Origin of the sequence: Qipengyuania polymorpha (assembly GCF_019711435.1) — a bacterium.
In the GTDB taxonomy this organism is placed as follows: domain Bacteria; phylum Pseudomonadota; class Alphaproteobacteria; order Sphingomonadales; family Sphingomonadaceae; genus Qipengyuania; species Qipengyuania polymorpha.
Genome location: NZ_JAIGNK010000001.1, coordinates 761,309 through 784,149 on the forward strand (window position 1 = coordinate 761,309; position 22,841 = coordinate 784,149).

The 22,841-nt window shown below is 63.0% G+C and carries 21 protein-coding genes and 1 tRNA gene; 18 read left to right on the forward strand and 4 right to left on the reverse strand.

Annotated features, from left to right (window positions below):
• Positions 1 to 92 precede the first annotated feature (92 nt).
• Genes proS through rnr form a run of 3 tightly spaced genes read left to right on the forward strand, consistent with a single transcriptional unit; the run spans position 93 to position 5,432 of the window.
• Entirely contained in the window at positions 93 to 1,634 is a 1,542-nt protein-coding gene (gene proS, locus K3152_RS03800) for a proline--tRNA ligase (protein WP_221572675.1), read from the forward strand.
• Positions 1,635 to 1,670: 36 nt separating this feature from the next.
• The gene (locus K3152_RS03805) at positions 1,671 to 3,032 is read left to right on the forward strand and encodes a M20/M25/M40 family metallo-hydrolase (RefSeq protein WP_221572676.1); all 1,362 of its coding nucleotides are present in this window, start codon (positions 1,671 to 1,673) and stop codon (positions 3,030 to 3,032) included.
• Between the two features lie 21 nt (positions 3,033 to 3,053).
• Entirely contained in the window at positions 3,054 to 5,432 is a 2,379-nt protein-coding gene (gene rnr, locus K3152_RS03810) for a ribonuclease R (RefSeq protein WP_425594664.1), read from the forward strand.
• Here the strand turns inward: rnr and K3152_RS03815 are convergent.
• Positions 5,429 to 5,881, reverse strand: a complete 453-nt coding sequence (locus tag K3152_RS03815; RefSeq protein WP_221572678.1) for a universal stress protein — start codon at positions 5,879 to 5,881, stop codon at positions 5,429 to 5,431. The two genes, rnr and K3152_RS03815, sit on opposite strands and share 4 nt — an antisense overlap.
• 129 nt (positions 5,882 to 6,010) lie before the next feature.
• Here K3152_RS03815 and K3152_RS03820 point away from each other — a divergent pair, with 129 nt between their 5' ends.
• The 6 genes from K3152_RS03820 to K3152_RS03845 all read left to right on the forward strand — a co-directional run bounded on the left by K3152_RS03820 (position 6,011) and on the right by K3152_RS03845 (position 12,488).
• Positions 6,011 to 7,294, forward strand: coding sequence for a pyruvate dehydrogenase complex dihydrolipoamide acetyltransferase (locus K3152_RS03820; RefSeq protein ID WP_221572679.1), 1,284 nt, complete (start codon positions 6,011 to 6,013; stop codon positions 7,292 to 7,294).
• A gap of 298 nt (positions 7,295 to 7,592) precedes the next feature.
• Positions 7,593 to 7,934: an acyl-CoA thioesterase gene (locus K3152_RS03825; RefSeq protein WP_221573081.1), complete on the forward strand. Its 342-nt coding sequence runs from the start codon at positions 7,593 to 7,595 to the stop codon at positions 7,932 to 7,934.
• A gap of 86 nt (positions 7,935 to 8,020) precedes the next feature.
• On the forward strand, positions 8,021 to 8,743 hold the full coding sequence (locus K3152_RS03830) for a hypothetical protein (RefSeq protein WP_221572680.1): 723 nt from the start codon (positions 8,021 to 8,023) through the stop codon (positions 8,741 to 8,743).
• Between the two features lie 183 nt (positions 8,744 to 8,926).
• Positions 8,927 to 10,339: a dihydrolipoyl dehydrogenase gene (lpdA, locus tag K3152_RS03835; protein WP_221572681.1), complete on the forward strand. Its 1,413-nt coding sequence runs from the start codon at positions 8,927 to 8,929 to the stop codon at positions 10,337 to 10,339.
• Between the two features lie 22 nt (positions 10,340 to 10,361).
• Positions 10,362 to 12,218, forward strand: a complete 1,857-nt coding sequence (locus K3152_RS03840) for a monovalent cation:proton antiporter-2 (CPA2) family protein (protein ID WP_221572682.1) — start codon at positions 10,362 to 10,364, stop codon at positions 12,216 to 12,218.
• 90 nt (positions 12,219 to 12,308) lie between these two features.
• Positions 12,309 to 12,488: a hypothetical protein gene (locus K3152_RS03845; RefSeq protein ID WP_221572683.1), complete on the forward strand. Its 180-nt coding sequence runs from the start codon at positions 12,309 to 12,311 to the stop codon at positions 12,486 to 12,488.
• A 136-nt stretch (positions 12,489 to 12,624) separates the two neighbouring features.
• Here K3152_RS03845 and K3152_RS03850 read toward each other — a convergent pair.
• Positions 12,625 to 12,714 (reverse strand) — tRNA-Ser (locus K3152_RS03850).
• Positions 12,715 to 12,842: 128 nt separating this feature from the next.
• On the opposite strand from K3152_RS03850, the gene K3152_RS03855 reads away from it, so the two are divergent.
• From K3152_RS03855 to mazG, 9 genes are all read left to right on the forward strand, one after another.
• On the forward strand, positions 12,843 to 13,862 hold the full coding sequence (locus K3152_RS03855; protein ID WP_221572684.1) for a lytic murein transglycosylase: 1,020 nt from the start codon (positions 12,843 to 12,845) through the stop codon (positions 13,860 to 13,862).
• 118 nt (positions 13,863 to 13,980) lie between these two features.
• Complete coding sequence (locus tag K3152_RS03860) at positions 13,981 to 15,147, forward strand: D-alanyl-D-alanine carboxypeptidase family protein (RefSeq protein ID WP_221572685.1); 1,167 nt, start codon at positions 13,981 to 13,983, stop codon at positions 15,145 to 15,147.
• Positions 15,144 to 15,785: a dTMP kinase gene (gene tmk / locus K3152_RS03865; protein WP_221572686.1), complete on the forward strand. Its 642-nt coding sequence runs from the start codon at positions 15,144 to 15,146 to the stop codon at positions 15,783 to 15,785. Before K3152_RS03860 ends, tmk begins: the two co-directional genes overlap by 4 nt.
• A gap of 2 nt (positions 15,786 to 15,787) precedes the next feature.
• Entirely contained in the window at positions 15,788 to 16,729 is a 942-nt protein-coding gene (locus K3152_RS03870) for an AAA family ATPase (protein WP_221573082.1), read from the forward strand.
• Positions 16,722 to 18,281: a methionine--tRNA ligase gene (gene metG, locus K3152_RS03875; RefSeq protein ID WP_221572687.1), complete on the forward strand. Its 1,560-nt coding sequence runs from the start codon at positions 16,722 to 16,724 to the stop codon at positions 18,279 to 18,281. The genes K3152_RS03870 and metG overlap by 8 nt, the downstream gene beginning before the upstream one ends.
• Positions 18,281 to 19,057 (forward strand): TatD family hydrolase, encoded by a 777-nt coding sequence (locus tag K3152_RS03880; protein ID WP_221572688.1) that lies wholly within the window; start codon positions 18,281 to 18,283, stop codon positions 19,055 to 19,057. Before metG ends, K3152_RS03880 begins: the two co-directional genes overlap by 1 nt.
• Positions 19,054 to 19,821: an MBL fold metallo-hydrolase gene (locus K3152_RS03885; protein WP_221572689.1), complete on the forward strand. Its 768-nt coding sequence runs from the start codon at positions 19,054 to 19,056 to the stop codon at positions 19,819 to 19,821. Before K3152_RS03880 ends, K3152_RS03885 begins: the two co-directional genes overlap by 4 nt.
• The gene (locus K3152_RS03890; protein ID WP_221572690.1) at positions 19,818 to 20,003 is read left to right on the forward strand and encodes a hypothetical protein; all 186 of its coding nucleotides are present in this window, start codon (positions 19,818 to 19,820) and stop codon (positions 20,001 to 20,003) included. Before K3152_RS03885 ends, K3152_RS03890 begins: the two co-directional genes overlap by 4 nt.
• A gap of 78 nt (positions 20,004 to 20,081) precedes the next feature.
• Entirely contained in the window at positions 20,082 to 20,843 is a 762-nt protein-coding gene (gene mazG, locus K3152_RS03895; protein WP_221572691.1) for a nucleoside triphosphate pyrophosphohydrolase, read from the forward strand.
• Here the strand turns inward: mazG and hflX are convergent.
• The gene (gene hflX / locus K3152_RS03900) at positions 20,838 to 22,103 is read right to left on the reverse strand and encodes a GTPase HflX (RefSeq protein ID WP_345719756.1); all 1,266 of its coding nucleotides are present in this window, start codon (positions 22,101 to 22,103) and stop codon (positions 20,838 to 20,840) included. The two genes, mazG and hflX, sit on opposite strands and share 6 nt — an antisense overlap.
• 53 nt (positions 22,104 to 22,156) lie before the next feature.
• Positions 22,157 to 22,696 (reverse strand): RNA chaperone Hfq, encoded by a 540-nt coding sequence (hfq, locus tag K3152_RS03905; protein WP_221572692.1) that lies wholly within the window; start codon positions 22,694 to 22,696, stop codon positions 22,157 to 22,159.
• Positions 22,697 to 22,841 lie beyond the last annotated feature (145 nt).

Consider the following 22,841-nt stretch of genomic DNA (forward strand, 5'->3'; position numbering starts at 1 on the left):
TACCTTGAACCCAGCGCAAAACGTGTCTCGACTTCGCTCGACACGAACGGCTAGGGGCGGGCGCGAAACAACCTAAAAGTGAGAATCAACCCGTGGCCAACATCCGCCATGCATTGAACGCCCGCCGTGCCGACGATTTTGCGGCCTGGTACCAGGAAGTCATCTCCGCTGCCGAGATGGCGGAGGAATCGGGGGTGCGTGGCTGCATGGTCATCCGGCCGTGGGGCTTCGGCATCTGGGAGCGCATGCAGCGCCTGCTCGATGACCGCATCAAGGCGACCGGCCACGAAAACGCCTATTTTCCCATCTTCATCCCGCTCTCGAACTTCGAGCGCGAGGCCGAGCACGTCGAAGGCTTTGCCAAGGAAATGGCGGTCGTCACGCACCACCGCCTGATTGCAGGCAAGGACGGCGGGCTGGTCCCCGACCCTGATGCCAAGCTGGAAGAGCCGCTGGTCGTGCGTCCGACGTCCGAGACCATCATCGGCGATGCGATGGCGCGCTGGGTCCAAAGCTGGCGCGATTTGCCGCTGAAGCTCAACCAGTGGGCCAATGTCGTGCGCTGGGAAATGCGCACCCGCATGTTCCTGCGCACGAGCGAATTCCTCTGGCAGGAAGGCCACACCGCGCACGCAGACGAGGGCGAGGCGAAGGACCACACGCTCACCATGCTCGAAGTCTATCGCGCCTTTGCGGATGAGGACCTCGCGCTGGCAGTCGTGCCCGGCGAAAAGCCCGAAAACGAGCGCTTCCCCGGCGCGGTCGAAACCTGGTCCATCGAGGCCATGATGCAGGACGGCAAGGCGCTGCAGGCCGGCACGAGCCATTACCTCGGCACGAATTTCTCGAAAGCTTCGGGGATCAAGTACCAGAACAAGGAAGGCGGCGAGAGCCTCTGCCACACCACCAGCTGGGGCGTTTCGACCCGCATGGTTGGTGGCGTCATCATGACCCACGGCGATGACGACGGCCTGCGCCTGCCGCCCAAGATTGCTCCGCAGCAGGTGGTCATCCTGCCGATGCTGCGCGACAAGCCGGAAGACGAAGCGCTTATCGAATATTGCGAGGCCCTGCGCGCGACGCTCGCCAGCCAGCAGGTGCTGGGCGAGCCGCTCCGCGTGCTGCTCGACACCCGCCCCGGCAAGGCGGCGCAGAAGCGCTGGGATTATGTGCGCAAAGGCGCGCCGATCATCGTCGAGGTCGGCGGCCGCGACATGGAGAACGGCGTCGTCTCGATGCTGCGCCGCGACCGCTTGTGGGACACGGAAACCGGCAAGACCGCGTTTCAGACACCGACGCGCGAAGTGGCCGGTCAGACCATTCCCGATGTACTCGCCGACATGCAGTCCGCGCTGCTCACCGAGGCCAAGGAACGCCGTGATGCGAACATCACGCGCGGCGTCACCGATTTTGCTGAAGTCGAAAAGCACTTCGCCGCCTCGCGCTATCCGGGCTGGGTCGAAGTCCAGTGGTCGAAGCCGACCGGCGCGGCGCTGGAAAAGGTCGTCGAGCGGCTGAAGGAGCACAAGCTCACCATCCGCAACGTGCCGATGGACAGCTTGCCGGTGGACGGCGCGTGCATCTTCACCGGCGAGCCTGCGACCGAGCGCGTCTTGCTGGCAAAGGCATACTAGCTTGAACTGACAGCGGTTCTGGTGAAGACAGGCGGCATGAGAAAGCTCATCCCGCTTGTCGCCCTTCTCGCAACACCGCTCGCTGCGCAGAGCACGCCGCCAATATCTGACGACCCCGCTGCCGGAGTCTCGCAGGAACGCCTGCGCGCCGACATCGACACGCTGGTCGGATTCGGCACGCGCCACACGCTGTCCGAGCAGAACAATCCCGAGCGCGGTATCGGCGCAGCAGTCGATTGGGGGCTCGCCGAATTTGGGCGCATTTCGGAAGACTGCAACGGCTGCCTCGAAATCGTCGCGCCCGAGCGCATCGAGGAGGGCCGTCGCCTGCCGCGCCCCACGCGTATCCGCAATGCTGTCGCCATCCAGCGCGGGACCGAGCGGCCCAACGAGATCGTTATCGTGCAAGGGCATATCGACAGCCGCGCCAGCGATGCGATGGATTGGGAAAGCGATGCGCCCGGCGCAAATGACGATGGCTCTGGCACGGTGCTCGTGTTGGAAGCAGCTCGTGCGCTTACGCAACGGCGCTATCCGGTGACCATCGTCTTCGCGCTTCTTTCGGGCGAGGAGCAGGGCCTCTACGGTGGCCGCCTGCTGGCCGATTACGCCGAGAAACAAGGCTGGCAGGTCAAGGCCGTGCTAAACAACGATGTCGTCGGCAACAGCTGCGGCAGCGACGGCTATTGCGACCCCGACCACGTCCGCGTCTTTTCCGAGGGTCCGCGCGCCGACCTTACCGATGCCATCCGCGCAGCCCAGCGCCGCGAGGGCGGGGAAAACGACAGCCCCAGCCGCAACCTCTCGCGCTGGCTCGACAACCTTGCCGACGAAACCGAAGGCGGACTCGACGTGCGCCAGATTTGGCGCGTCGACCGCATGGGCCGCGGCGGTGACCAGATACCGTTCATGGAGAAGGGCTTTCCCGCCATCCGCATCGCCGTGGCGGTCGAGGATTACGAACACCAGCACCAGGACCTACGCGTCGAAGATGGCGTGACCTATGGCGACACGGCGGACGAGATGGACTTCGCCTATCTCGCCAAGGTGACCCAGTTCAACATTCGTGCGCTCGACAAGCTGGCCCGCTCTCCCGCGCCGCCGGCTTCAAGTGCGCAGGCTGCCGTCCAGACCTTCACCGACATCAGCTGGAGCGAAGTGCCCGGCGCCATCGGCTACACCGTCTGGCAGCGCCGCACCGACGAGCCTTACTGGCGCGAAGAGCCGGTCATCGAGAACATCGTCGCCACCAACGCGCGCCTCGAAGGCATTCGCGGCGACGACTGGATTTTCGGCGTCAGCGCGACGGGCGAGAGCGGCGTGATGAGCCCCGTTTCCAGCGCCGTGCCCGCAGGACAATTCGAACCCATTCCGGTTGAAGAGGATGACAGCGAGTAGGTCCGTCCCCATATGGGCGGCATGAAAAAACAGAACAGAACCGGCAGGCCGCAGGGCTTGCCGAGTAAAGAACAGATAATCGAATTCATCCAGAGCTCCGACCGTCCTGCAGGCAAGCGCGAAATCGCCAAGGCCTTCGGCATCAAGGGGCAGGAAAAAATCGCGCTGAAGAAGCGCCTCAAGGACATGGCCGAGGAAGGCCTCATCGACGGCAAGAAAACCGCGTTCCACAAGATGGGCGGGCTGCCCAAGGTGACCGTTTTGAAGGTCGTCGAAATCGAGGATGGCGAACCTGTCGCGGTTCCCGAAAGCTGGGATGCGGACGCGCCAAACAAGCCGCCAAGGCTCGTGGTCAAGGAAAGCAAGAAGGTCGCGGCGCTCAAACGCGGCGACCGTTTCCTTGCGCGCACCGAAGAGCGCGGCAAGGGCTGGACTGCCCATCCGATGAAGAAGCTGCCCGCGCGCACCGAAGGCCTGATGGGCGTCGTCGAGATGGACGGCGGCGGCAAGCCATGGCTCGCGCCGGTGGACAAGCGCGTGCGCAATTCCTCGCCCATCGGCGACCTCGGCGAGGCTAAGGAAGGCGAGCTGGTGCTGGCCGAGCCCATGGGCAAGTCGCCCCGCGCCAAGGTGAAGGTGGTCGAGGTCATCGGCGACCCGCTCGCACCCAAGAGCTTCAGCCTCATCGCCATCGCCAAGCACGGCATCCCGCACATCTTCCCGCCCGAGGCGCTGGAAGAGGCACAGGCGGTGGCCGAACTCCCGCTGAGCGAGGACAAGCGCGAGGATTTGCGCGATGTGCCCATCGTTGCCATCGACCCCGCCGATGCGCGCGACCACGACGACGCCATCTGGGCCGAGCCCGACGGGGAAGGGGGCTACAAGGCCATCGTCGCGATTGCCGACGTGTCTTTCTACGTGCGCCCGGGCGGGAAGCTCGACCGCGAGGCGCGGAAGCGCGGCAATTCGGTCTATTTCCCAGACCGCGTCGTGCCGATGCTGCCTGAAATCCTCTCCGCGGATGTCTGCTCGCTGGTCGAGCACGAGGACCGCGCGGCGATGGCCTGCCACATACGCATCTCGCCCGAGGGCAAGGTGACCAAGTGGCGCTTCACCCGCGCCATTGTGCGGCTCGCGGCGAACATCGCCTATGAGGATGCACAGGCGATTGCGGATCAGAAATTCCGTTCGTCTCGAGCGAAGTTGAGAGACGGGAGTGAAGAGCCAGGCCAGCGTGTCTCGACTGCGCTCGACACGAGCGGTGAACTGGACACTGTCCTCAAGAACCTGTGGGGTGCGTGGAAGCTGCTGTTCAAGGCCCGCGAGGCGCGCGACCCGCTCGACCTTGAGTTGCCCGAGCGGCAGGTGCGCCTTAATGACGAGGGCGTAATCGAGGAAATCGCCGTGCGCGAGCGCCTCGATGCACACCGCGTGGTAGAAGACTTCATGATCGCGGCCAATGTCGCGGCGGCCAAGGCGCTGGAGGAAAAAGCCGCGCCTGTCGTCTACCGCGTCCACGAGACGCCGAGCCGCGAAAAGCTGATGGCGTTCAAGGAATACCTCGCCAGCCAGGGCAAGAAATTCGCCATGGGCCAGGTCATCACCCCCGGCCTCTTCAACCGGATGCTCAAGGACATCGTCGACCCGGCTGAAAAGGCGCTGATCATGGAGGCTGTGCTGCGGAGCCAGACGCAGGCCTATTACGGGCCGGCGAATGCAGGACACTTCGGCCTCGCGCTGGGCAGCTATGCGCATTTCACTTCGCCCATCCGCCGCTATGCCGACCTGCTCGTGCACCGCGCGCTGGTCGATTCATACAAGCTTGAGCAGCCGAAGCCGAAAGGAAACATTCCCGACACCTCGGGCCTCTCGGACCGTGACCGCACGGCGCTGAACCAGATTACCGACGCCATCAGCCAGACCGAGCGCCGCGCGATGGAGGCCGAGCGCGACACCATCGACCGCTATGTCGCGGCATGGCTTTCGGGCCGCGTGGGCGAGGTGTTCGACACCCGTATCACCGGCGTACAGGGCTTTGGCTTCTTCGCCACCATCGAGAACCTCGGCGGGGACGGCCTCGTGCCTGTCTCCACCCTCGGGCGCGACTACTTCCGTTACGACGAAGGCGCGCGCGAACTGGTCGGCGAGAACACGGGCAAGACCTATGCCGTGGGTGACCGGTTGAAGCTGAGACTGGCGGAATCCAACGCGCTCACCGGTGCGCTCAAATTCGAGCTACCCGACGGCGATGGGGAGCCCATCGAAAAGCGCGGAGACCGACCGCCGCCAAAGAAAAAGCATTTCAAGAAAGGCAAGGGCGCGCCTCGCCAGAAACACGCGCAGGGTCAGCGCGGCCGCCCGAAGAACATCCGCCACCAGGGGCGCGGCAAGAAGCGCTAGGCCAGCTCGTCGAGCTGTTCTTTCGAAAGCGTGCCCGGCACGAGGTAAAGCGGGCAGGGCAGGAAGGACGCGCGCGCAGCGAAATGGGCCACCAGCGGGTCCTTGCCCCCTTCTTTCGACGTCCCCAGCACCAGCGCGGCAACTTCGCCGTGCTCGTCGAGGTATTTCGTAATCACATCGGCGGGCGAGCCGGGCTTGACCGTAATGACCGGCATCTTGCCCATTTCGCCGAAGATATTGCCCGCCGCGCTGTTGGCCATGACTTCGGCACGCTCGCGCGCTTCCTGCTCGATGGTGGCCTGCACGCCGCCAAAGGCGTTGAAGGTCTGCTGCGGGACCAGCGCAAGGATATGCACCGAACCGCCCGTCTTCATGGCGCGCAGCGAGGCAAAGCGCAGCGCGTGCTTCGCCTCCTCGGTTTCGTCCATCACGACGAGGTATGTTCGCATAGGTCCGGCCCCCTTCTGTGGGCACGGGTTACAAGCTAATTCGTATTCTGCGCAAGGACCTTGCGGCCCCGCGCCAAATTGGCCAGAGACCCATTCAAACAATTCCCAGCGAGGACGTAACGTCAAAACATGCCCACGCCGATCAAGATGCCCGCCCTGTCGCCCACCATGGAAGAGGGCACGCTCGCCAAGTGGCTGGTGAAGCCGGGCGATACCGTTTCCGCCGGCGACATCATGGCCGAAATCGAAACCGACAAGGCGACGATGGAATTCGAAGCCGTGGACGAGGGCACGATTGCCTCGATCATGGTCGATGAAGGCACCGAAGGCGTGAAGGTCGGCACGGTCATCGCCATGCTCGCCGAAGAGGGCGAGGACCTGGACGAGGCTGCAAAGGCAGCTCCGTCGGGCGGTGAAGCGCAGGCCGAAGAAGCGCGCGAGGAAAAGGTAGAGCAGGAAGAGAAGCGCACCGAAGCGCCTGCTCCCACTCCCGCCGCTGCCAAGAGCGATGATGGCAGCCGCATCAAGGCCAGCCCGCTCGCTCGCCGCATTGCCGAGCAGAAGGGTCTCGACCTGTCGACCATCACCGGTTCAGGCCCGAACGGCCGTATCGTGAAGGCCGATGTCGAGGATGCGAAGCCCGGCGCTGCTCCTGCCAAGGAAGCTGCTGCGGCCCCCGCACCCGCTCCGGCCAAGCCCGCCACCATGGGCGGCGATCTCGATGCGCCTTACGAAGCGCAGAAGCTCAACAATGTCCGCAAGGTCATCGCGCGCCGCCTGACCGAGGCGAAGCAGACCATCCCGCACATCTATCTCACCGTGGACGTGCGCCTCGATGCCCTGCTCAAGCTGCGCAGCGAACTCAACAAGAGCCTCGAGGCGGACGGCATCAAGCTGTCGGTCAACGATTTGCTAATCAAGGCGCAGGCCCGCGCGCTCCAGCGCGTGCCGCTGTGCAATGTCAGCTTCCAGGGCGACGAGCTTTACCAGTACACGCGCGAGGATATCTCGGTCGCCGTGGCCGCGCCTTCGGGCCTCATCACGCCGATCATCCGCGATGCGGGCCGCAAGGGCCTCGCGCAGATATCCGCCGAGATGAAGGAACTCGCGGGCAAGGCGCGCGACGGCAAGCTGCAGCCGCATGAATTCCAGGGCGGCACCGCCTCGCTCTCCAACCTCGGCATGTTCGGCACCAAGCAGTTCGACGCGGTGATCAACCCGCCGCAGGCGATGATCCTCGCGGTCGGCGCGGGCGAGCAGCGCCCGCACGTGGTCGACGGCGCTCTGGCAGTCGCCACCGTGATGAGCGCCACCGGCAGCTTCGACCACCGCGCCATCGACGGCGCGGACGGCGCGCAATTCATGCAGGCCTTCCAGCAGCTTGTGGAGAACCCGATGGGGCTGGTGGTTTGATCCAAAAGCGCGGGGTGGCGTAAATTATGACCTTGCTTTTAAATATCCTGCTGTTTGTTATCGGAATTTTTGTCATCCTATTTTTGTGGCTCGGCATAGCGGGAGATAACTTTGATGTGGCATTGTTAGTATTGATGCTCATTTGCTTGTTTGTTCAATTTTTTGACATGCGAGCGATGTACGTCTTCGCGGGCGCATTCATGCTCATGCTGCTTCTGGATCAGATCTGGCCTGGCACACGGGGCGGGTGGCACTGACATTGTCCAACTCACGCTCTCCCCTTATCCGCGTCACGGCCATGCCTGCCGACACCAACCCCTACGGCGGGGTGTTCGGCGGGTGGCTGATGAGCCAGATGGCGCTTGGCGCGGGGTCGCTTGCGAGCCGTGAGGGGAAGGGCAAGGCGGTGGTCGTCTCGGCCAGTGATTTCGCCTTCCCCGGCGCGATGGAGGTGGGCGACGAACTCTCGGTCTATTGCGAGATCGCCGCGACCGGAAACACCTCGCTCACTATCACAGCCGAAGCCGTCGCTAGGGAGCGCAATGGCGAGGCCGAGACCAAGGTGGCGCAGGGCACGTTCAAATTCGTGCTGCTCGATGACAACAATCGCCCCCGCGCGGTTGCCGAGCGTTGGGCATAGGCGGTCAGCGACACCGAAAGAATTTATCCAGATTTTGGTGATATGTCCGAGACTTCTAAGAGTTTCGCGAAAGTATCGGCTACCACATGGCGATCGAAGACAGAAGCTGGCAAGGCCAAATTTATCAGCTTGGCGTCAATCATCGGGCGGCCAGTTATCGGCGCTGGTTCAAACGCGACGGTGCCGACTGGATTTTCGCGGGCAGCTTCGGACATCGGTTCTGCATAGATACGAAAACCGCAGGTGCGATATTCGCCGAAGGGGTAGATATCGAACATGAGGCAACCTCAGCCATCCCTTCGGGCAATGACCTGACGATCCTCTTGCCGCTTGGATTTCTTGGTATGGTTCCACTGGTCTGGTCGCTGACCTATGGTCCCACCCCGGTTGCTTTTGCGCTGTGGGCAGTCTGGCTTTTTCTGGGCTTCTTCCTTGGGGGCAAAACCGACAACCGGTTGTTGTTCTCCAAATGGAGAATGCGTCGGAATGCTACGCGCCGGCTTCTTGACGGATCCTATCGAAATTGGAGGAGCTTTGCCCCGCTCCACTGGCCGCTGGCGCTCTACGAGTTCTTCGGCTTGCTGATTGTAGCGGCCATCGCGGCGCAATTCTTCCTTGCGGAAATGGGTTATTTCCCATTCGAAACCGCCATGCGATCCTCGCTTGTGTTGGTGGCGGTTGCCTGGTTGGTTTATCTGTGGATGCGAAAGTTTTTCCGCCGTTTAGCCGAGGAGGTCGCTCCGCTTCACGGTGCTGCACCGATTTCGCCGGACCTCGCCCGGCGACTGCGCACCGAAGCCTCGCGATAGGCATTCCGACAAATATCCGACCTTTCCTATTCGTCGGTTTCATGGCAGCGGGTTCGGATGCATCGCGAATTTCGCAGTTCGAATACCTATTCCATTTCCCCTCGCGCGTCCGGTCCGCTTTTTAGCGCCGTGACCGTGTTCCATGTGTTCCATCCTGTCGGACCAACCGAAGGCTAAATCCAAATGGCTACCAACTACGACGTCATCGTTCTCGGCTCCGGACCCGGCGGCTATGTCGCGGCGATCCGCTGCGCGCAGCTGGGCCTGAAGACCGCTATCGTCGAACGCGAACTGCTCGGCGGCATCTGTTTGAACTGGGGCTGCATCCCGACCAAGGCGCTGCTGCGCTCGGCCGAGATCCTGCACTATGCCCAGCACGCCAGCGACTATGGCCTCAAGATCGCGGGCAAGATCGAAGCCGACCTCGAAGCGGTGGTGAAGCGCAGCCGCGGCGTGGCCAAGCAGCTCAATCAGGGCGTCACGCACCTGATGAAGAAGAACAAGATCACGGTGCACATGGGCGAGGGCACGCTGACCGGCCCGACCAGCCTCACCGTGAAAGGCGAGAAGGGCGAGGAGAAGCTCACCGCCAAGCACGTGATTGTCGCCACCGGAGCACGCGCCCGCGACCTGCCCTTCGCCCCGGCAGACGGCAAGCGCGTGTGGACCTATCGCCACGCCATGACGCCCGCCGAGATGCCGAAGAAGCTGCTGGTGATCGGATCGGGCGCGATCGGGATCGAGTTCGCCAGCTTCTACAACGACATGGGGGTCGACGTGACCGTGGTCGAAATGCTCGACCGCATCGTTCCGGTGGAGGACAAGGACGTCTCCGCCTTCCTCGAGAAGAGCCTGACCAAGCAGGGCATGACGATCATGACCGGCGCAGGTGTCGAGGCGCTCGACGTCTCGGACAAGGGCGTGAAGGCCAAGATCAAGGCCAAGGACGGCAAGGTCTCAGAGACCGAGTTCAGCCACTGCATCGTCGCCATTGGCATCGTGCCGAACACCGAGAATGTGGGCCTCGAAAAGCTGGTCGAAATGGACCGCGGCTTCATCCAGATCGATCCCTATGGCCGCACCAAGTCGAAGGGCCTCTGGGCCATCGGCGACTGCACGCCGGGTCCGTGGCTTGCGCACAAGGCGAGCCACGAGGGCGTCACATGCGCCGAGGCGATTGCCAAGGAACTGGGCAACAAGGACGTCCACCCGCATCCGCTCGACCGCGGCAACATCCCGGGCTGCACCTATTGCCACCCGCAGATCGCCAGCGTCGGCCTGACCGAGGAAAAGGCCAAGGAAGCAGGTTACAGCGTCAAGGCGGGCACCTTCCCCTTCATCGGCAACGGCAAGGCCATCGCGCTGGGCGAGGCGGAAGGCTTCGTGAAGACCGTATTCGATGCCAAGACCGGCGAACTGCTCGGCGCGCACATGGTCGGGGCTGAAGTGACCGAGATGATCCAGGGCTTCGTCGTCGGCAAGACACTGGAGACGACCGAGGCGGAACTGATGAACACCGTCTTCCCGCATCCGACGATCAGCGAAAGCATGCACGAGAGCGTACTTGCGAGCTACGGGCGCGCCTTGCACATCTGATGCGCAAGGGTAGGGGAGGGTGATGACCAGTTTCCTGCTCCTCGCCTTCCTGATCCTTGTGGCCGGAGTGGTTGCCGTACCGCTGGCCAGCCGCTTCGGGCTCGGATCGGTGCTCGGCTATCTCCTTGCCGGGATGGCGATCAGCCCCATCCTGCTGGGCCTCAAAGTCGACGTCGAGGCGCTGCAGGTCTTCGCCGAATTCGGCGTGGTGATGATGCTCTTCATCATCGGGCTGGAGATGGAGCCAAAGCGCCTATGGGCCATGCGCGGCAAGCTGCTCGGGCTGGGCGGAGGGCAGGTCCTCCTCACGACGCTCGCGATCACCGGCATTGCGCTGCTCAACAGCAATCCGTGGCAAACGGCGCTCGCCATCGGCATGGTGCTGGCGCTCTCCTCGACCGCCATCATCGTCCAGACGCTGACCGAAAAGAACCTGATGAAGAGCGAGGGCGGAGAGGCCAGCTTCTCGGTCCTGCTGGTGCAGGATGTCGCGGTCATCCCCATTCTCGCGCTGTTGCCGCTGCTCGCCATGCCAGAGCTCTACAGCGGCGGGGCGGGGCATGGAGAGGGCGGCCACGGCGGACTCGACCTGACCGCCAACATGCCCGTCTGGCTTGCGGCGATATCGCGCGTTGGGGCCGTTGCGGCGGTGGTCGGCATCGGCATTTACGCGATCCGCCCGCTGTTCCGCTACATCGCAGCGGCCAACCTGCGTGAACTGTTCACCGCCGCCGCTTTGGTGGTCGTCATCGGGATTGCCCTGCTGATGAGCCTCGTCGGCTTGTCACCCGCACTCGGAGCCTTCGTGGCGGGCGTTGTCCTCGCGACGAGCGAATATCGCCACGAACTCGAAAGCGACATCAACCCGTTCAAGGGCCTGCTGCTCGGGCTCTTCTTCATCACCGTCGGTGCAGGCATCGATTTCGTGCTGGCGGTCGAGATGTGGCAGGATGTCGTCTTCTGGGCGAGTGTGACCATCGCGGCCAAATTCGCCGTGCTGCTTCTCGTGGGGTGGCTCTACGGTCTCAGAAAGCAGGCTCTCTGGCTCTTCGCGCTAAGCCTGCCGCAAGCGGGTGAGTTCGCCTTCGTCCTCATTGCCTTCGCGGTAGGGAATGCGGTCCTGCCTCAAGCGCTGGCAGACGAATTGCTGCTCATCGTCGCGCTCACGATGCTGGTCACGCCGCTGCTCTTCATTCTCTACGACAAGGTCATCGCCCACGCCTATTGCACCGATGGCGAGGGGCGCGAGGCGGATACCATCGAGGAAGAAAACGAAATCATCATCGCCGGGCGCGGTCGCATGGGCGGGATTATCGACCGCATGCTGCAGGCTGCGGGTTACTCGACCACGGTCATCGACTACGACAGCAAGCAATTGGAAATCGTGCGCAAGTTCGGTTTCCGCACGTACTTCGGCGATGCGACACGGCCCGACCTGCTCCATTCGGCAGGCATCGAGAAGGCGAAGCTGCTGGTGGTGGCGCTCGACGAACGTGAGCAAATCGACCGCCTCGTGAAGCATGTCGTGAAAGACTACCCGAATGTGCACATCACCGCGCGCGCCATCGACCGCAACCATGTCTACGAATTGTGGGCCTACGGATGCCGGGATGTCATCCGCGAGACCTATGACAGCAGCCTGCGTATGGGCCGCTCTGCGTTCGAGGCCTTGGGCATGGACCGCCAGCAAGCCATGGCTGCCCGCGACGCATTCGAGGAAATGGACCGTCGTTTCATGCCTGAGGTGGCCAATCTCTACCGGCTCGACATCCCCTATCACGAGAACGAGCCGCTGATGGAAAAGGTCAAGGAATTGCGGAAGGAATGGGACCCCGTCCTGCGCGAGCAGATGGACGAAATCCTCAAGCGCGGTTCCTGACTGGGCGGGTTGCCGCAAATCTTCGTCGATTCACCGTTCGGTCGGGCGCCAAACCCGGTCTCAAGCATTTGTTGCTTGAGGAGATTTGCGATGGAATACGAAATTCTGGACGAGCCGCAGGGTATCGACGAGGACGACGAGGCCACGCGTGATGGCGGGTTGGTAGAGGACCATGTCGCGCTGAAGAACCAGTCGAGCGTGAAGCCGCAGGATTATCCGATGGACGAGCGGCGCGACTCGTATCTGATTACGCCTCAGCAGGAGGGGTAAGACGCTCCCAGGGTGGGATTGGCCTCCGCTTTGCTACGGCCGTCTCCGGCGCTTTGGCGCCTACGAATCCGAACCCGGTGGGGTCTTTCAGCACGCATATCCGCCATCATCACCCGCTCTTTCGAGCGGGTGCTGCTGGCGGACAGGGTGGGATTCGAACCCACGAAGGGCTTGCACCCTTGCCGGTTTTCAAGACCGGTGCATTCAACCGCTCTGCCACCTGTCCGCTGAGCGGAATGCGGGCTAGCCAAAGCGGAAGGAAATGTCACCCGTAATATCGGAACTTGCGCAGGGTCTGCCGCGTAAGCCACTCATGACACTTGCCATTCAGCTTCAGCCTGCAACAAAAGACAAATGAGACTTCGCAAACTCCTTCTCGTCGCCAGCGCCGCCATGCTCGGCCTGCCTGCCGCTCCCGCCATGTCGCAGGATATGTCCTTCGACGCTTATCTCCAGTTGCTGATCGCCAGGGCGAGGGCGGAAGGAGTCAGCGAATCCACGCTGCAGCGCATGACGGCGGGGCTCGAGCCGAACCGCAGGGTTATCGAACTGGATCAGACGCAACCCGGTTCGTGGGACAAGCCAGGCTATCCGCCGCTCGCCCCCTACATTGCGACCCATGTCGATGATGCGCGCATCAACGGTGGCCGGCGCGAATATGCCAACTGGCGCAGTTCCATAACCGCCATCGAGCGCGAGTATGGTGTCCCTGGCGAAATTATCGTCGCCATCTGGGGGCACGAGACGGCCTATGGCCGCGTGAAAGGTGGTTTCGACTTGTCGCAGTCGCTTGCAACCCTGGCTTGGGAGGGCCGTCGCCGCGAGCTCTTCTCGAGCGAGTGGGTCGACCTGATGAAAGTTGCCGACAAGGGCTATTCGCGAAGCGAGCTCAAGGGCAGTTGGGCGGGCGCTTTCGGCAATCCGCAGTTCCTGCCGAGCGTTTACCTCCGCCTTGCCAGCGATGGTGACGGAGACGGGCGCGCGGACATCATGAACAACAGCGCCGATGCGCTCGCATCCATCGCGAACTACTTTCGCGATGCGGGGTGGCGCGAAGGCCAGCCTTGGGGCGTGCGGGCCTATGTGCCCTCGGGCTTCGATGTCGATCGCTACAAGACCAAGCTCGTGGGCCCCGTCTGCCCCCGCGTCCACGAACGCCATAGCCAGTACAAGACCGCCGCCGAATGGCGCGCGCTCGGCATCCAGCCGCAACGTCCCTTGCCGGAAAACACGCTCGTCAGCCTGTTCCAGCCCGATGGACCGGGTACGCCGGCATGGCTGCTCACTAGTAATTACCGCGTCATCCTCGAGTACAATTGCTCGAACTATTACGCGATGAGCGTGGGGCTCTTGGCCGACGAAATCGCCCGCTGACACCCGCGGTGGATAGGCGCGCGGCGCACTCGCCAAGCGTCACTGCGCTGGTTATAGCTGGCGGCGAACTCAACTCTCGATAGGGACGTGCCGCCTCAAGGGCGGTGCCGCGCGCTGCTTGCGACCGATTTTTCGAAAACTCTCTGCTACCTGTGCGGCCGCCGCACTGCTCGCCGGACCTGCCTCGGCGCAGGACAAGGAAAAGCCGTTGCCGCCCGAGGCCGGGGTAGCACCGATTGCCTATCTTTATGATGTAACGAGCGGGCAGGTGCTCTTCGAACGCGAGGCAGATCGCCGTTTCATGCCCGCATCCATCACCAAGGTGATGACCACCTTCCTCGCCTTCGAATGGCTTGAGGATGGCAAGATTGCGCAGCAACAGAGCTTCACCATCCGGCCCGAGATATGGAAAAAGTGGAATAACGTGGGTTCGACCATGTTCCTGCCGCATGATGCGCGGGTCTCGGTGGACGACCTGATCCACGGCGTGACGACCGTATCGGCCAATGACGGCGCAGCAGCTCTTGCCGACGGCGCTGCGGGTAGTATCGAGGAATGGGTCGCCGCGATGAATGCCAAGGCCGAGGAAATCGGTATGCGCGACAGCCGCTTCGGGACACCCAATGGCTGGATGGACGAAGGGCGCACCTTCACCACGGCGCGGGACCTGACCACGCTGGCAACCGCCATGCTCCGGCGGCATCCCAAGAAATACCGCCACTTTGTCGGCCACCGCGAATTTACCTACAACGAGATAACCCAGCCCAATCATGACCCCATCAGCGGAGTCGTACCGGGGGCGGACGGCATCAAGACCGGTTTCACCAACCAGGCGGGCTACGGCTTCCTCGGCTCGGCGGAACGCAGCGGAAGGCGGCTCGTCATGGTAGTGGCCGCCAGCCCACGCGCCCGCGATCGCGACCGCGCCGCCCGCGACCTCATCGAATGGGGCTTCTCCGCTTTCGAACAGCGCCGCCTCTTCGCGCCCGATGTTCCGGTGGCGCTGGCCGAGGTGCAGGGCGGTTCGAGCCGCGAAGTGGCGCTGGTCGCGGAAAACGGGGTCTATGTCGACCTGCCCACCGGTTCGTCGGGCGATGTGACGCTGAAGCTCGATTACGAGGGACCGCTCCGCGCTCCCATCACCCGCGGGGAGAAGGTGGCCACGCTCTCCGTATCCATCGACGGCATGCCCGACTACACGATCCCGCTCTTTGCCCGCGACGACGTTCCGCAGGCCGGCTTTGCGGACCGCATCCTCAACGGCTTCATCGGATGGTTGTCGTGAGCCGCGGCAAGTTCATCGCTTTCGAAGGCGGGGAGGGCATGGGGAAATCCACCCAGGCACGGCTCTTGCAATCCTCATTGGCGGAGCGCGGTATCGAGGCGGTGCTGACCCGCGAACCCGGCGGCACGCCCGGCGCAGAGGCGATCCGCGAAATGCTCCTGCATCCCCCCGGCGAGGGCTGGGGTGCCGAGGCCGAGGCCCTCCTGTTCGCTGCGGCCCGTGCGGATCATGTGCACCGGCTCATCGGGCCGTCGCTCGGCGCAGGGAAATGGGTGATCTGCGACCGTTTCGTCGATTCCAGCAGGGCGTATCAGGGCTATGCGGGCGAATTGGGCGACGAGAAGGTGAGGGCACTCCACGAAATCGGCAGCCGCGGGCTTTTACCCGACCTCACCATCGTTATCGGCGCTGACAGCGAGGAGGTCGGCAAGCGGCTCCGCGCCCGCGATGGCGATAATTCCGACGCGATTGGCGGGCGGGACGAGGAGTATCACACCAGCGTCAATGCAGCTTTCGACGCATTCGCCCAAGCCGAGCCAGTGCGTTTCGCACGCGTTGAGGGGACAGGTTCGGTGGAGGAAGTGCAGGCCCGCGTGATGACGGCTGTCTCCGCGTTGATCGGGAGTACGGGCCAGTGAGCATGGTCGGCCACGATGCCGCGTGGCAAGCTTGGCGCAGCGCCATGTCCGGCGCGCGCATGCATCACGCGTGGCTGCTCGCAGGCAAGAAGGGGCTGGGCAAGGCCACCTTCGCGCAGGCTGCTGCACGCGAGTTGCTGCGTGCGGCGGGGGAGGGGGAGCATCCCGACATCCTCACCCTGACCTATGGCCCCAAGAACAAGGACGAGGCCAAGAAGCGCGACGACGGCAAGCCATACGAGCTCGCGCGCGGTATCAAGGTCGACCAGGTCCGCGACATTCAGCGCCGGCTGAACACACGCCCGACCATGGGGGACAAGCGCGTCGTCATCATCGACCCGGCAGACGACATGGAAGTGTCAGCCTCCAACGCGCTCCTGAAAAGCCTCGAGGAGCCGCCGCAGGGGACCTATTTCCTCCTTGTCGCGCACAGCCCTGCGCGGCTCCTGCCCACCATCCGCTCGCGCTGTCGCACCGTCCGCTTTCCCGCGATTCCGCACGAGGAGATGGACCAGCTTCTCCGTAGGCTCGCGCCCGAAGCCGACATCGCCTCGCGCGATGCTGCGATTGCCGCCGCCGCGGGTTCGCCGGGTGCGGCTCTGTCCTTCCTCGATTTCGACCTCGGCAAGTCGGCTCAGCTGATGCGCCGCATCGTCGAGGAGGGCGACCGCGACTTTGGCCTGCGCGGTCAGCTTGCAGGCACAATCGGGGCAAAGCAGAACATACCGCGGCTTCAAGCCGTCCTCGACCTTGCGCGCGCCATCCTTGCCGAGCGGATCGAAAGCGCGAGCGGCGACCCGCGCAAGCTGGTCGACACGCATGCCGAACTCGTGCGCCTCACAGGTGAGCAGCCGACCTATAATTTCGACCCCGGATTGCTCGGTATGGAAATCGGGACCTTGCTCGCGAGTGCAGGCGCGGCTAGCGAGCGCGGCAATGGCTGACCCTTATTACATCACCACCGCGATCCACTATCCCAACGGCAAGCCGCATATCGGCCACGCCTATGAAACGATTGCGGCCGACGTCATCGCACGGTTCCAGCGCCTGATGGGTCGCGACGTGCGCTTCCAGACCGGCACCGACGAGCACGGGCTCAAGATGGCGCAGAAGGCGCGCGACCTCGGCATGACCCCGCGCGAACTGGCCGACGAGATGTCGGGTGCATTCAAGGACCTCTTTGACCGCCTCGACATCACCTACGACCGCTTCATCCGCACCACGGACGAGGACCACCACAAGGCGAGCCGCGCCATCTGGGAAGCGATGGAGGCCAAGGGCGACCTCTACCTCGACCGCTACGAAGGCTGGTACTCGGTCCGCGACGAGGCCTATTACGACGAGAAGGAACTGAAGGAAGGTCCGGATGGCGAGAAGCTGTCGCCGCAGGACACTCCGGTCGAATGGACCGAGGAGGAGACCTGGTTCTTCCGCCTGTCGAAATATGCCGAGCCGCTGCTCGAGTTGCTGAACAAGCCCGGCTTCCTCGAACCGGCGAGCCGCCGCAACGAGATGATTGCCTTCGTCGAGGGCGGTCTGAAGGACCTTTCTGTCAGCCGCACGAGCTTCGACTGGGGCGTGAAGGTGCCCGGTGCGAACAATCACGTTATGTATGTGTGGGTCGACGCGCTGACCAATTACATCACCGGCGTCGGCTATCCCGATGGCGGCGAGATGTGGGACAAGTACTGGCCGGCCAGCCTCCACCTCATCGGCAAGGACATCGTCCGCTTCCACACCATCTACTGGCCGGCCTTCCTGATGAGCGCAGACATCCCTGTGCCACAGCAGGTTTTCGGCCATGGCTTCCTGCTCAATCGCGGCGTCAAGGAGTCGAAGTCGGCAGGCAACGTCACCGACCCCAACGAGCTGGTCGATCTCTTCGGGGTGGACTCGCTACGCTACTTCCTGATGGCCGAGGTCGTCTTCGGAAAAGATGGCAGCTATTCCGCCGAAGCGCTTGTAAACAAGGTCAATGCCGAACTCGCCAACAGCTTCGGAAACCTTGCGCAGCGCACGCTTTCCATGATTCACAAGAACATGGACGGCAGACTGGAAGACTTCACGCCAAACGGCGATGACAAGACCTTGCTCGCCACCGTCCAGGAAGCCTGCCGCGACATCTTGCCGCGCGAATTCGAGGCGCTCAATTTCAGTGTCGGCATCGAGGCCTGGCTGAAGGCGGTGTTTGCCTGCAATGCCTATGTCGACGAGCAGGCACCGTGGGGCCTCAAGAAAACCGACCCCGAGCGCATGAAGGCCGTCCTGCAGACGCTTTTCATCGCCATCCGCGACCTCGCCATCGCCATCCAGCCGGTCGTGCCGACCAAGGCGGCGGCCGTGCTCGAACAGCTTGGCGTCACGCCAGAACGCCGCATGTATGCCGACCTGTCGGATGAAGGCTGGTTCGGAGCGCTCGTTTCCAGCGGGTTCGTGGTAAAAAAGCCCACGCCCGCCTTCCCGCGGCTCGAAATGCCCGAGGAAGAGGCCGCCTGATGCTTGTCGATAGCCACTGCCATCTCGAATACGAGGGGCTGGTCGAGAACCAGTCCGACGTGCTCGACCGCGCGCGCGGGGCAGGGGTGGGGGCCTTCCTTAACATCTCGACCAAACGCGCCGAATGGGCGCAGGTGGTAGGGACCGCCAATGCCAAACCCGATGTCTGGGCCAGCGTCGGCATCCATCCGCACAACGCCGATGCACATCCCGACCTGACTCGCGAAGAATTGCTCGAAGCGACGCGGGACTCGCGCGTTATCGGCATGGGCGAGACCGGTCTCGATTATTATTACGACAAGTCCGACCGCGCCGAGCAGCAGCGCCTGTTCCGCATCCACATCGATGTCGCGCGCGAAACTGGGCTTCCGGTTATCATCCACACGCGCGACGCCGAGGACGATACTCTCGCCATCCTCGCCGACGAGATGGGGAAGGGGGCATTCCCCGCGCTCATCCACTGTTTCACCGCTTCGGCAGAGTTTGGCGAGAAGGTGCTGGAGCTCGGCCTTTCGATTTCGATCTCGGGCATCGTGACATTCAAGAACGCGAAGGACCTGCAGGATGTCGCCAAAAGCGTGCCGCAGGACCGTTTGCTGGTCGAAACCGACAGCCCGTTCCTTGCGCCGGTCCCGCATCGCGGAAAGCCTTGCGAGCCGGGTTTCGTGCGCGATACCGCCTGCTTCATCGCCGATCTGCGCGGCGAAACGCTCGAAGAACTGGCGGAATACACCACGCGCAATTTCTACACGCTGTTCAGCAAGGCGGCTTCGTGAAGCTGATCATGCTTGGCTCGGGCACGTCGACCGGCGTGCCGCGCGTCGGGAATGACTGGGGCTCCTGCGACCCGAACGAACCGAAGAACCGCCGTACGCGCGTCTCCATCATTGTCGAGAACAACGCCGGTCAGCGCATCCTCGTTGACACCTCCACCGACTTGCGCGCCCAGCTGCTCGCCAACAACATCCCCAAGGTCGATGCCGTCTTCTGGACGCATGACCACGCCGACCATTGCCATGGCATCGATGATCTGCGGGTCATGCGGTATGACCGGAGCAATCCCATGCCCGGCTTTGCAGGTCGCGTGACATGCGAGAGGTTGCGCCGGCGCTTCGATTACGTTTTCGAGGGCCAGTTCGGCTATCCCACCATCGTGGACTTGCGAGAAACCTCGCAAGCCCAGATGGTTGCTGGTTTTTCCTTTGATGATGTCGAGATGCCGCACGGTCCGGTCAAAAGCACCGGTTTCCGGTTCGAAGCCGATGGCAAGAGCGTGGTCTACGCCACCGATTTCAGCGAAATCACGCCGGCGATGGTCAAGTGCTTCAAGGGTTGCGACTTGTTGGTCGTCGATTGCCTTCGCGAGCGACCGCATCCGACGCATGCGCATCTGGAGATGGCGTTGGACCTTGCGCGCCGGGTCAAGGCCAAGCGGACGGTGCTCACGCATCTGGACAAGTCGATGGATTACGCCACGATAGCCGCCAAGGTGCCGAAAGGTGTCACGGTTGGCTACGATGGATTGGAGGTCGCAATATGAATATGGACGGCGGGACGATTGCCTGGGCCGCGATGATGAGCGCGCTGGTCGTGGCTTATGTGGTCGGGATGAAGCGCGACCCGAGTTTGAACAGCACCAAGCTCATCAAGATGGCGGCCATCTGGGTCGCGATCATCGTTGGGGCGTATCTTCTGGTGAGTACGCTCACCGGGATGTCTTGAGCTGCTGCCTAAACGAATTTAACATAATATATATTATCACTTTCAAGTTCAAAGCTAAGGCAAACGCCAAGTTGACCCATGTCTGACGATCTGGACCGCCTCCTCCGCATCATGGCCCGCTTGCGCGACCCGGAGCGCGGTTGCGAATGGGATACTGCGCAGGATTTCTCGACCATCGCGCCGTACACGATCGAGGAAGCTTACGAGGTCGCCGATGCCATCGAGCGTTCCGACATGGAGGACTTGCGCGGCGAACTCGGCGATTTGCTGTTCCAGGTCGTGTTCCACGCAAGGATGGCCGAGGAAGCCGGTCACTTCGCCTTCTGCGATGTGGCGAAAACCATCGCCGACAAGATGGAAGCCCGTCATCCGCATATCTTCGGCGACGAAGGCGGCGTGATGGAGGAAGGCCGCTGGGAGGATTTGAAGGCGGCTGAACGTGAAGCTGCCGGGACCAAGGGTGCGCTCGATGGTGTCGCTCTCGCATTGCCGGCACTCCTGCGCGCGCAAAAGCTCCAGAAGCGCGCTGCCCGGCACGGCTTCGACTGGCCCGACGTCACGGGGCCTCGTGACAAGGTTCTGGAAGAGATTGAGGAGCTTGCCGAGGCTACTTCAGGTGAAATCGAGGAAGAGGCTGGCGATTTCCTCTTCGCTGCCGTCAACCTCGTCCGGGCTTATGGCGTCGATGCGGAAGGTGCGTTGAGAGCGGCCAACGCCAAGTTCGAGCGCCGTTTCCGGGCAATGGAAGAATTGGCGGGCGGTGACTTTGCCGAGCGCGACCTCGATGCACAGGAGGCCCTGTGGCAGGAGGTCAAGCGCCGCGAGAAAACCGGCTTATAGGGTTTCGAACTGGCCCAGTTCCTTGGGATTGAGCCTGACGATGAAGCGGCGGCGTGGGCCATCGTCGCCCTCACCCGCCTCCTCCTCTTCGAGAACTTCGCCATGAGCGTGTAGCCACGCAATGCGGCGCCCGTCGCTCGCGGCGAGTTCGAATTCATGCACCGACGCGCGTGCCGTCAGCATTTCGCCGAGTTTCTGCAGCAAATCATCGACGCCCTCGCCGGTCATTGCGGAGACTGCGACGATGTCCTCGTTTGAAGCTGCGACGTCGCCCAATTCCTCGGCGCGCTCCTCGTCCAGAAGGTCCCACTTGTTCCAGACTTCGAGGATGGGGATGCTCGAGGTGCCCCCCTCCCCCTCGATGACTTCAAGGTCGGTGAGCACCCGCAAGACCTGCGCTTTCTGCGCATCGGCCGATGGGTTCGACATGTCCCGGACATGGCAGATGACATCCGCCGCCGTGACTTCTTCCAACGTGGCGCGGAAAGCGGCGACGAGTTGGGTCGGCAGGTCGGAGATGAAGCCGACAGTGTCCGATAGAATGGCCTTCTCGACACCGGGCAGGCCGATGGCGCGCATGGTCGGGTCGAGCGTGGCGAAGAGCAGGTCTTCGGCCATCACCTCCGCGCCGGTCAGGCGGTTAAAAAGCGTCGATTTCCCGGCGTTTGTATAGCCGACCAGCGCGACCACCGGCCAGGGCGCACGTTCGCGGCGCTCGCGGTGGAGGCCGCGGGTCTTGCGGACTTGCTCCAGCTCCTTGCGCAGGCGCCCCATGCGCTGGCGGATCATCCTGCGGTCGGCCTCAATCTGCGTCTCGCCCGGGCCGCCAAGGAAACCGAAGCCACCGCGCTGGCGCTCGAGGTGCGTCCAGCTACGCACGAGGCGGCTCTGCTGGTAATCGAGATGGGCAAGTTCGACCTGCAAACGGCCTTCTGCGGTTGCTGCGCGTTCGCCGAAGATTTCGAGGATGAGGCCGGTACGGTCGATGACCTTGCGGCTCAGCTTCTCTTCCAGATTGCGCTGCTGGATCGGGCTGAGCGCGCCGTCCACCACGACGAGTTCCGCCTCGTGCTGTTCGCAGGCGATCCGGATATTCTCGACCTGGCCCGCACCGAAAAGCAGGTTGGGTTTGACCTCGCGAACCGGCAGCACGAAGCTGTCCTCAATCTCGATACCGATGGCGAGCGCAAGCCCTTCGGCCTCGCGCAGGCGGCTGTCCGCGTCGAGGTCGTAGCGCATTCCGCGGATGTCGGGGCACACGACAAGGGCCCGCGCACCGCGCGAGACCTCGCCTAGCAAATCGTCGTCGAAACTCAGTTTTCGTCTTCTTCTTCCCAGTCCTCGGTCAAATCGACCGGAGTGGCTGGCTGGATGGTGGAGACCGCATGCTTGTAGGCGAGCTGCACATAGCCATCACGCTCGAGCAGCATGCAGAACAGGTCATAGGCCGCGATCACGCCCTGCAGCATTACGCCGTTGACGAGGAACATCGTCACCTGCGCCTCTGCTTCGCGCACGCGGCTGAGGAAAACGTCCTGCAGCAGGCGTTGCTTGGCATTGCTACCCTGGCTGGCAAATTGCGCCGCATCGATGGGCTGGCCGGGCATGATCGTGCTGACCGCATGTTTGTAGACCAGCTGCGACTGCCCGTCCCGCCGCAGCAGGATGGAGAAATTGTCGAACCAGGTCACGATACCCTGAAGCTTCACGCCCTTCACGAGAAAGACGGTGACGGGTGTCTTGTTCTTGCGCAGCAGGTTTAGAAATGCGTCCTGCAGGCTCGGCTGCTTGCCCTTTGGCGCGGGCGGTTGCTGAGGCCTCGGGCGGGCCGATAGGGTGCGTTCGCCAGACATCTTGCGTGTCTCCTTATTGTTGGCGGCCGCTTTGCGGTCCGCGATCTGGACGCTCCCACCGCGTCCGGGCACCAGACATTACGTCCGGATTTGAAACGCAATGTGCCGATTGGAGTGCCCGAGGGCAATAAATAAATATTTCCGA

Coding starts and splice junctions, on each gene's coding strand:
- K3152_RS03805 (WP_221572676.1), top strand. CDS start 1,671: ATGAGAAAGCTCATCCCGCTTGTCGCCCTTCTCGCAACACCGCTCGCT.
- rnr (WP_425594664.1), top strand. CDS start 3,054: ATGAAAAAACAGAACAGAACCGGCAGGCCGCAGGGCTTGCCGAGTAAA.
- K3152_RS03815 (WP_221572678.1), bottom strand. CDS start 5,881: ATGCGAACATACCTCGTCGTGATGGACGAAACCGAGGAGGCGAAGCAC.
- K3152_RS03820 (WP_221572679.1), top strand. CDS start 6,011: ATGCCCACGCCGATCAAGATGCCCGCCCTGTCGCCCACCATGGAAGAG.
- K3152_RS03825 (WP_221573081.1), top strand. CDS start 7,593: ATGCCTGCCGACACCAACCCCTACGGCGGGGTGTTCGGCGGGTGGCTG.
- K3152_RS03830 (WP_221572680.1), top strand. CDS start 8,021: ATGGCGATCGAAGACAGAAGCTGGCAAGGCCAAATTTATCAGCTTGGC.
- lpdA (WP_221572681.1), top strand. CDS start 8,927: ATGGCTACCAACTACGACGTCATCGTTCTCGGCTCCGGACCCGGCGGC.
- K3152_RS03840 (WP_221572682.1), top strand. CDS start 10,362: ATGACCAGTTTCCTGCTCCTCGCCTTCCTGATCCTTGTGGCCGGAGTG.
- K3152_RS03845 (WP_221572683.1), top strand. CDS start 12,309: ATGGAATACGAAATTCTGGACGAGCCGCAGGGTATCGACGAGGACGAC.
- K3152_RS03855 (WP_221572684.1), top strand. CDS start 12,843: ATGAGACTTCGCAAACTCCTTCTCGTCGCCAGCGCCGCCATGCTCGGC.
- K3152_RS03870 (WP_221573082.1), top strand. CDS start 15,788: ATGGTCGGCCACGATGCCGCGTGGCAAGCTTGGCGCAGCGCCATGTCC.
- metG (WP_221572687.1), top strand. CDS start 16,722: ATGGCTGACCCTTATTACATCACCACCGCGATCCACTATCCCAACGGC.
- K3152_RS03880 (WP_221572688.1), top strand. CDS start 18,281: ATGCTTGTCGATAGCCACTGCCATCTCGAATACGAGGGGCTGGTCGAG.
- K3152_RS03890 (WP_221572690.1), top strand. CDS start 19,818: ATGAATATGGACGGCGGGACGATTGCCTGGGCCGCGATGATGAGCGCG.
- mazG (WP_221572691.1), top strand. CDS start 20,082: ATGTCTGACGATCTGGACCGCCTCCTCCGCATCATGGCCCGCTTGCGC.
- hfq (WP_221572692.1), bottom strand. CDS start 22,696: ATGTCTGGCGAACGCACCCTATCGGCCCGCCCGAGGCCTCAGCAACCG.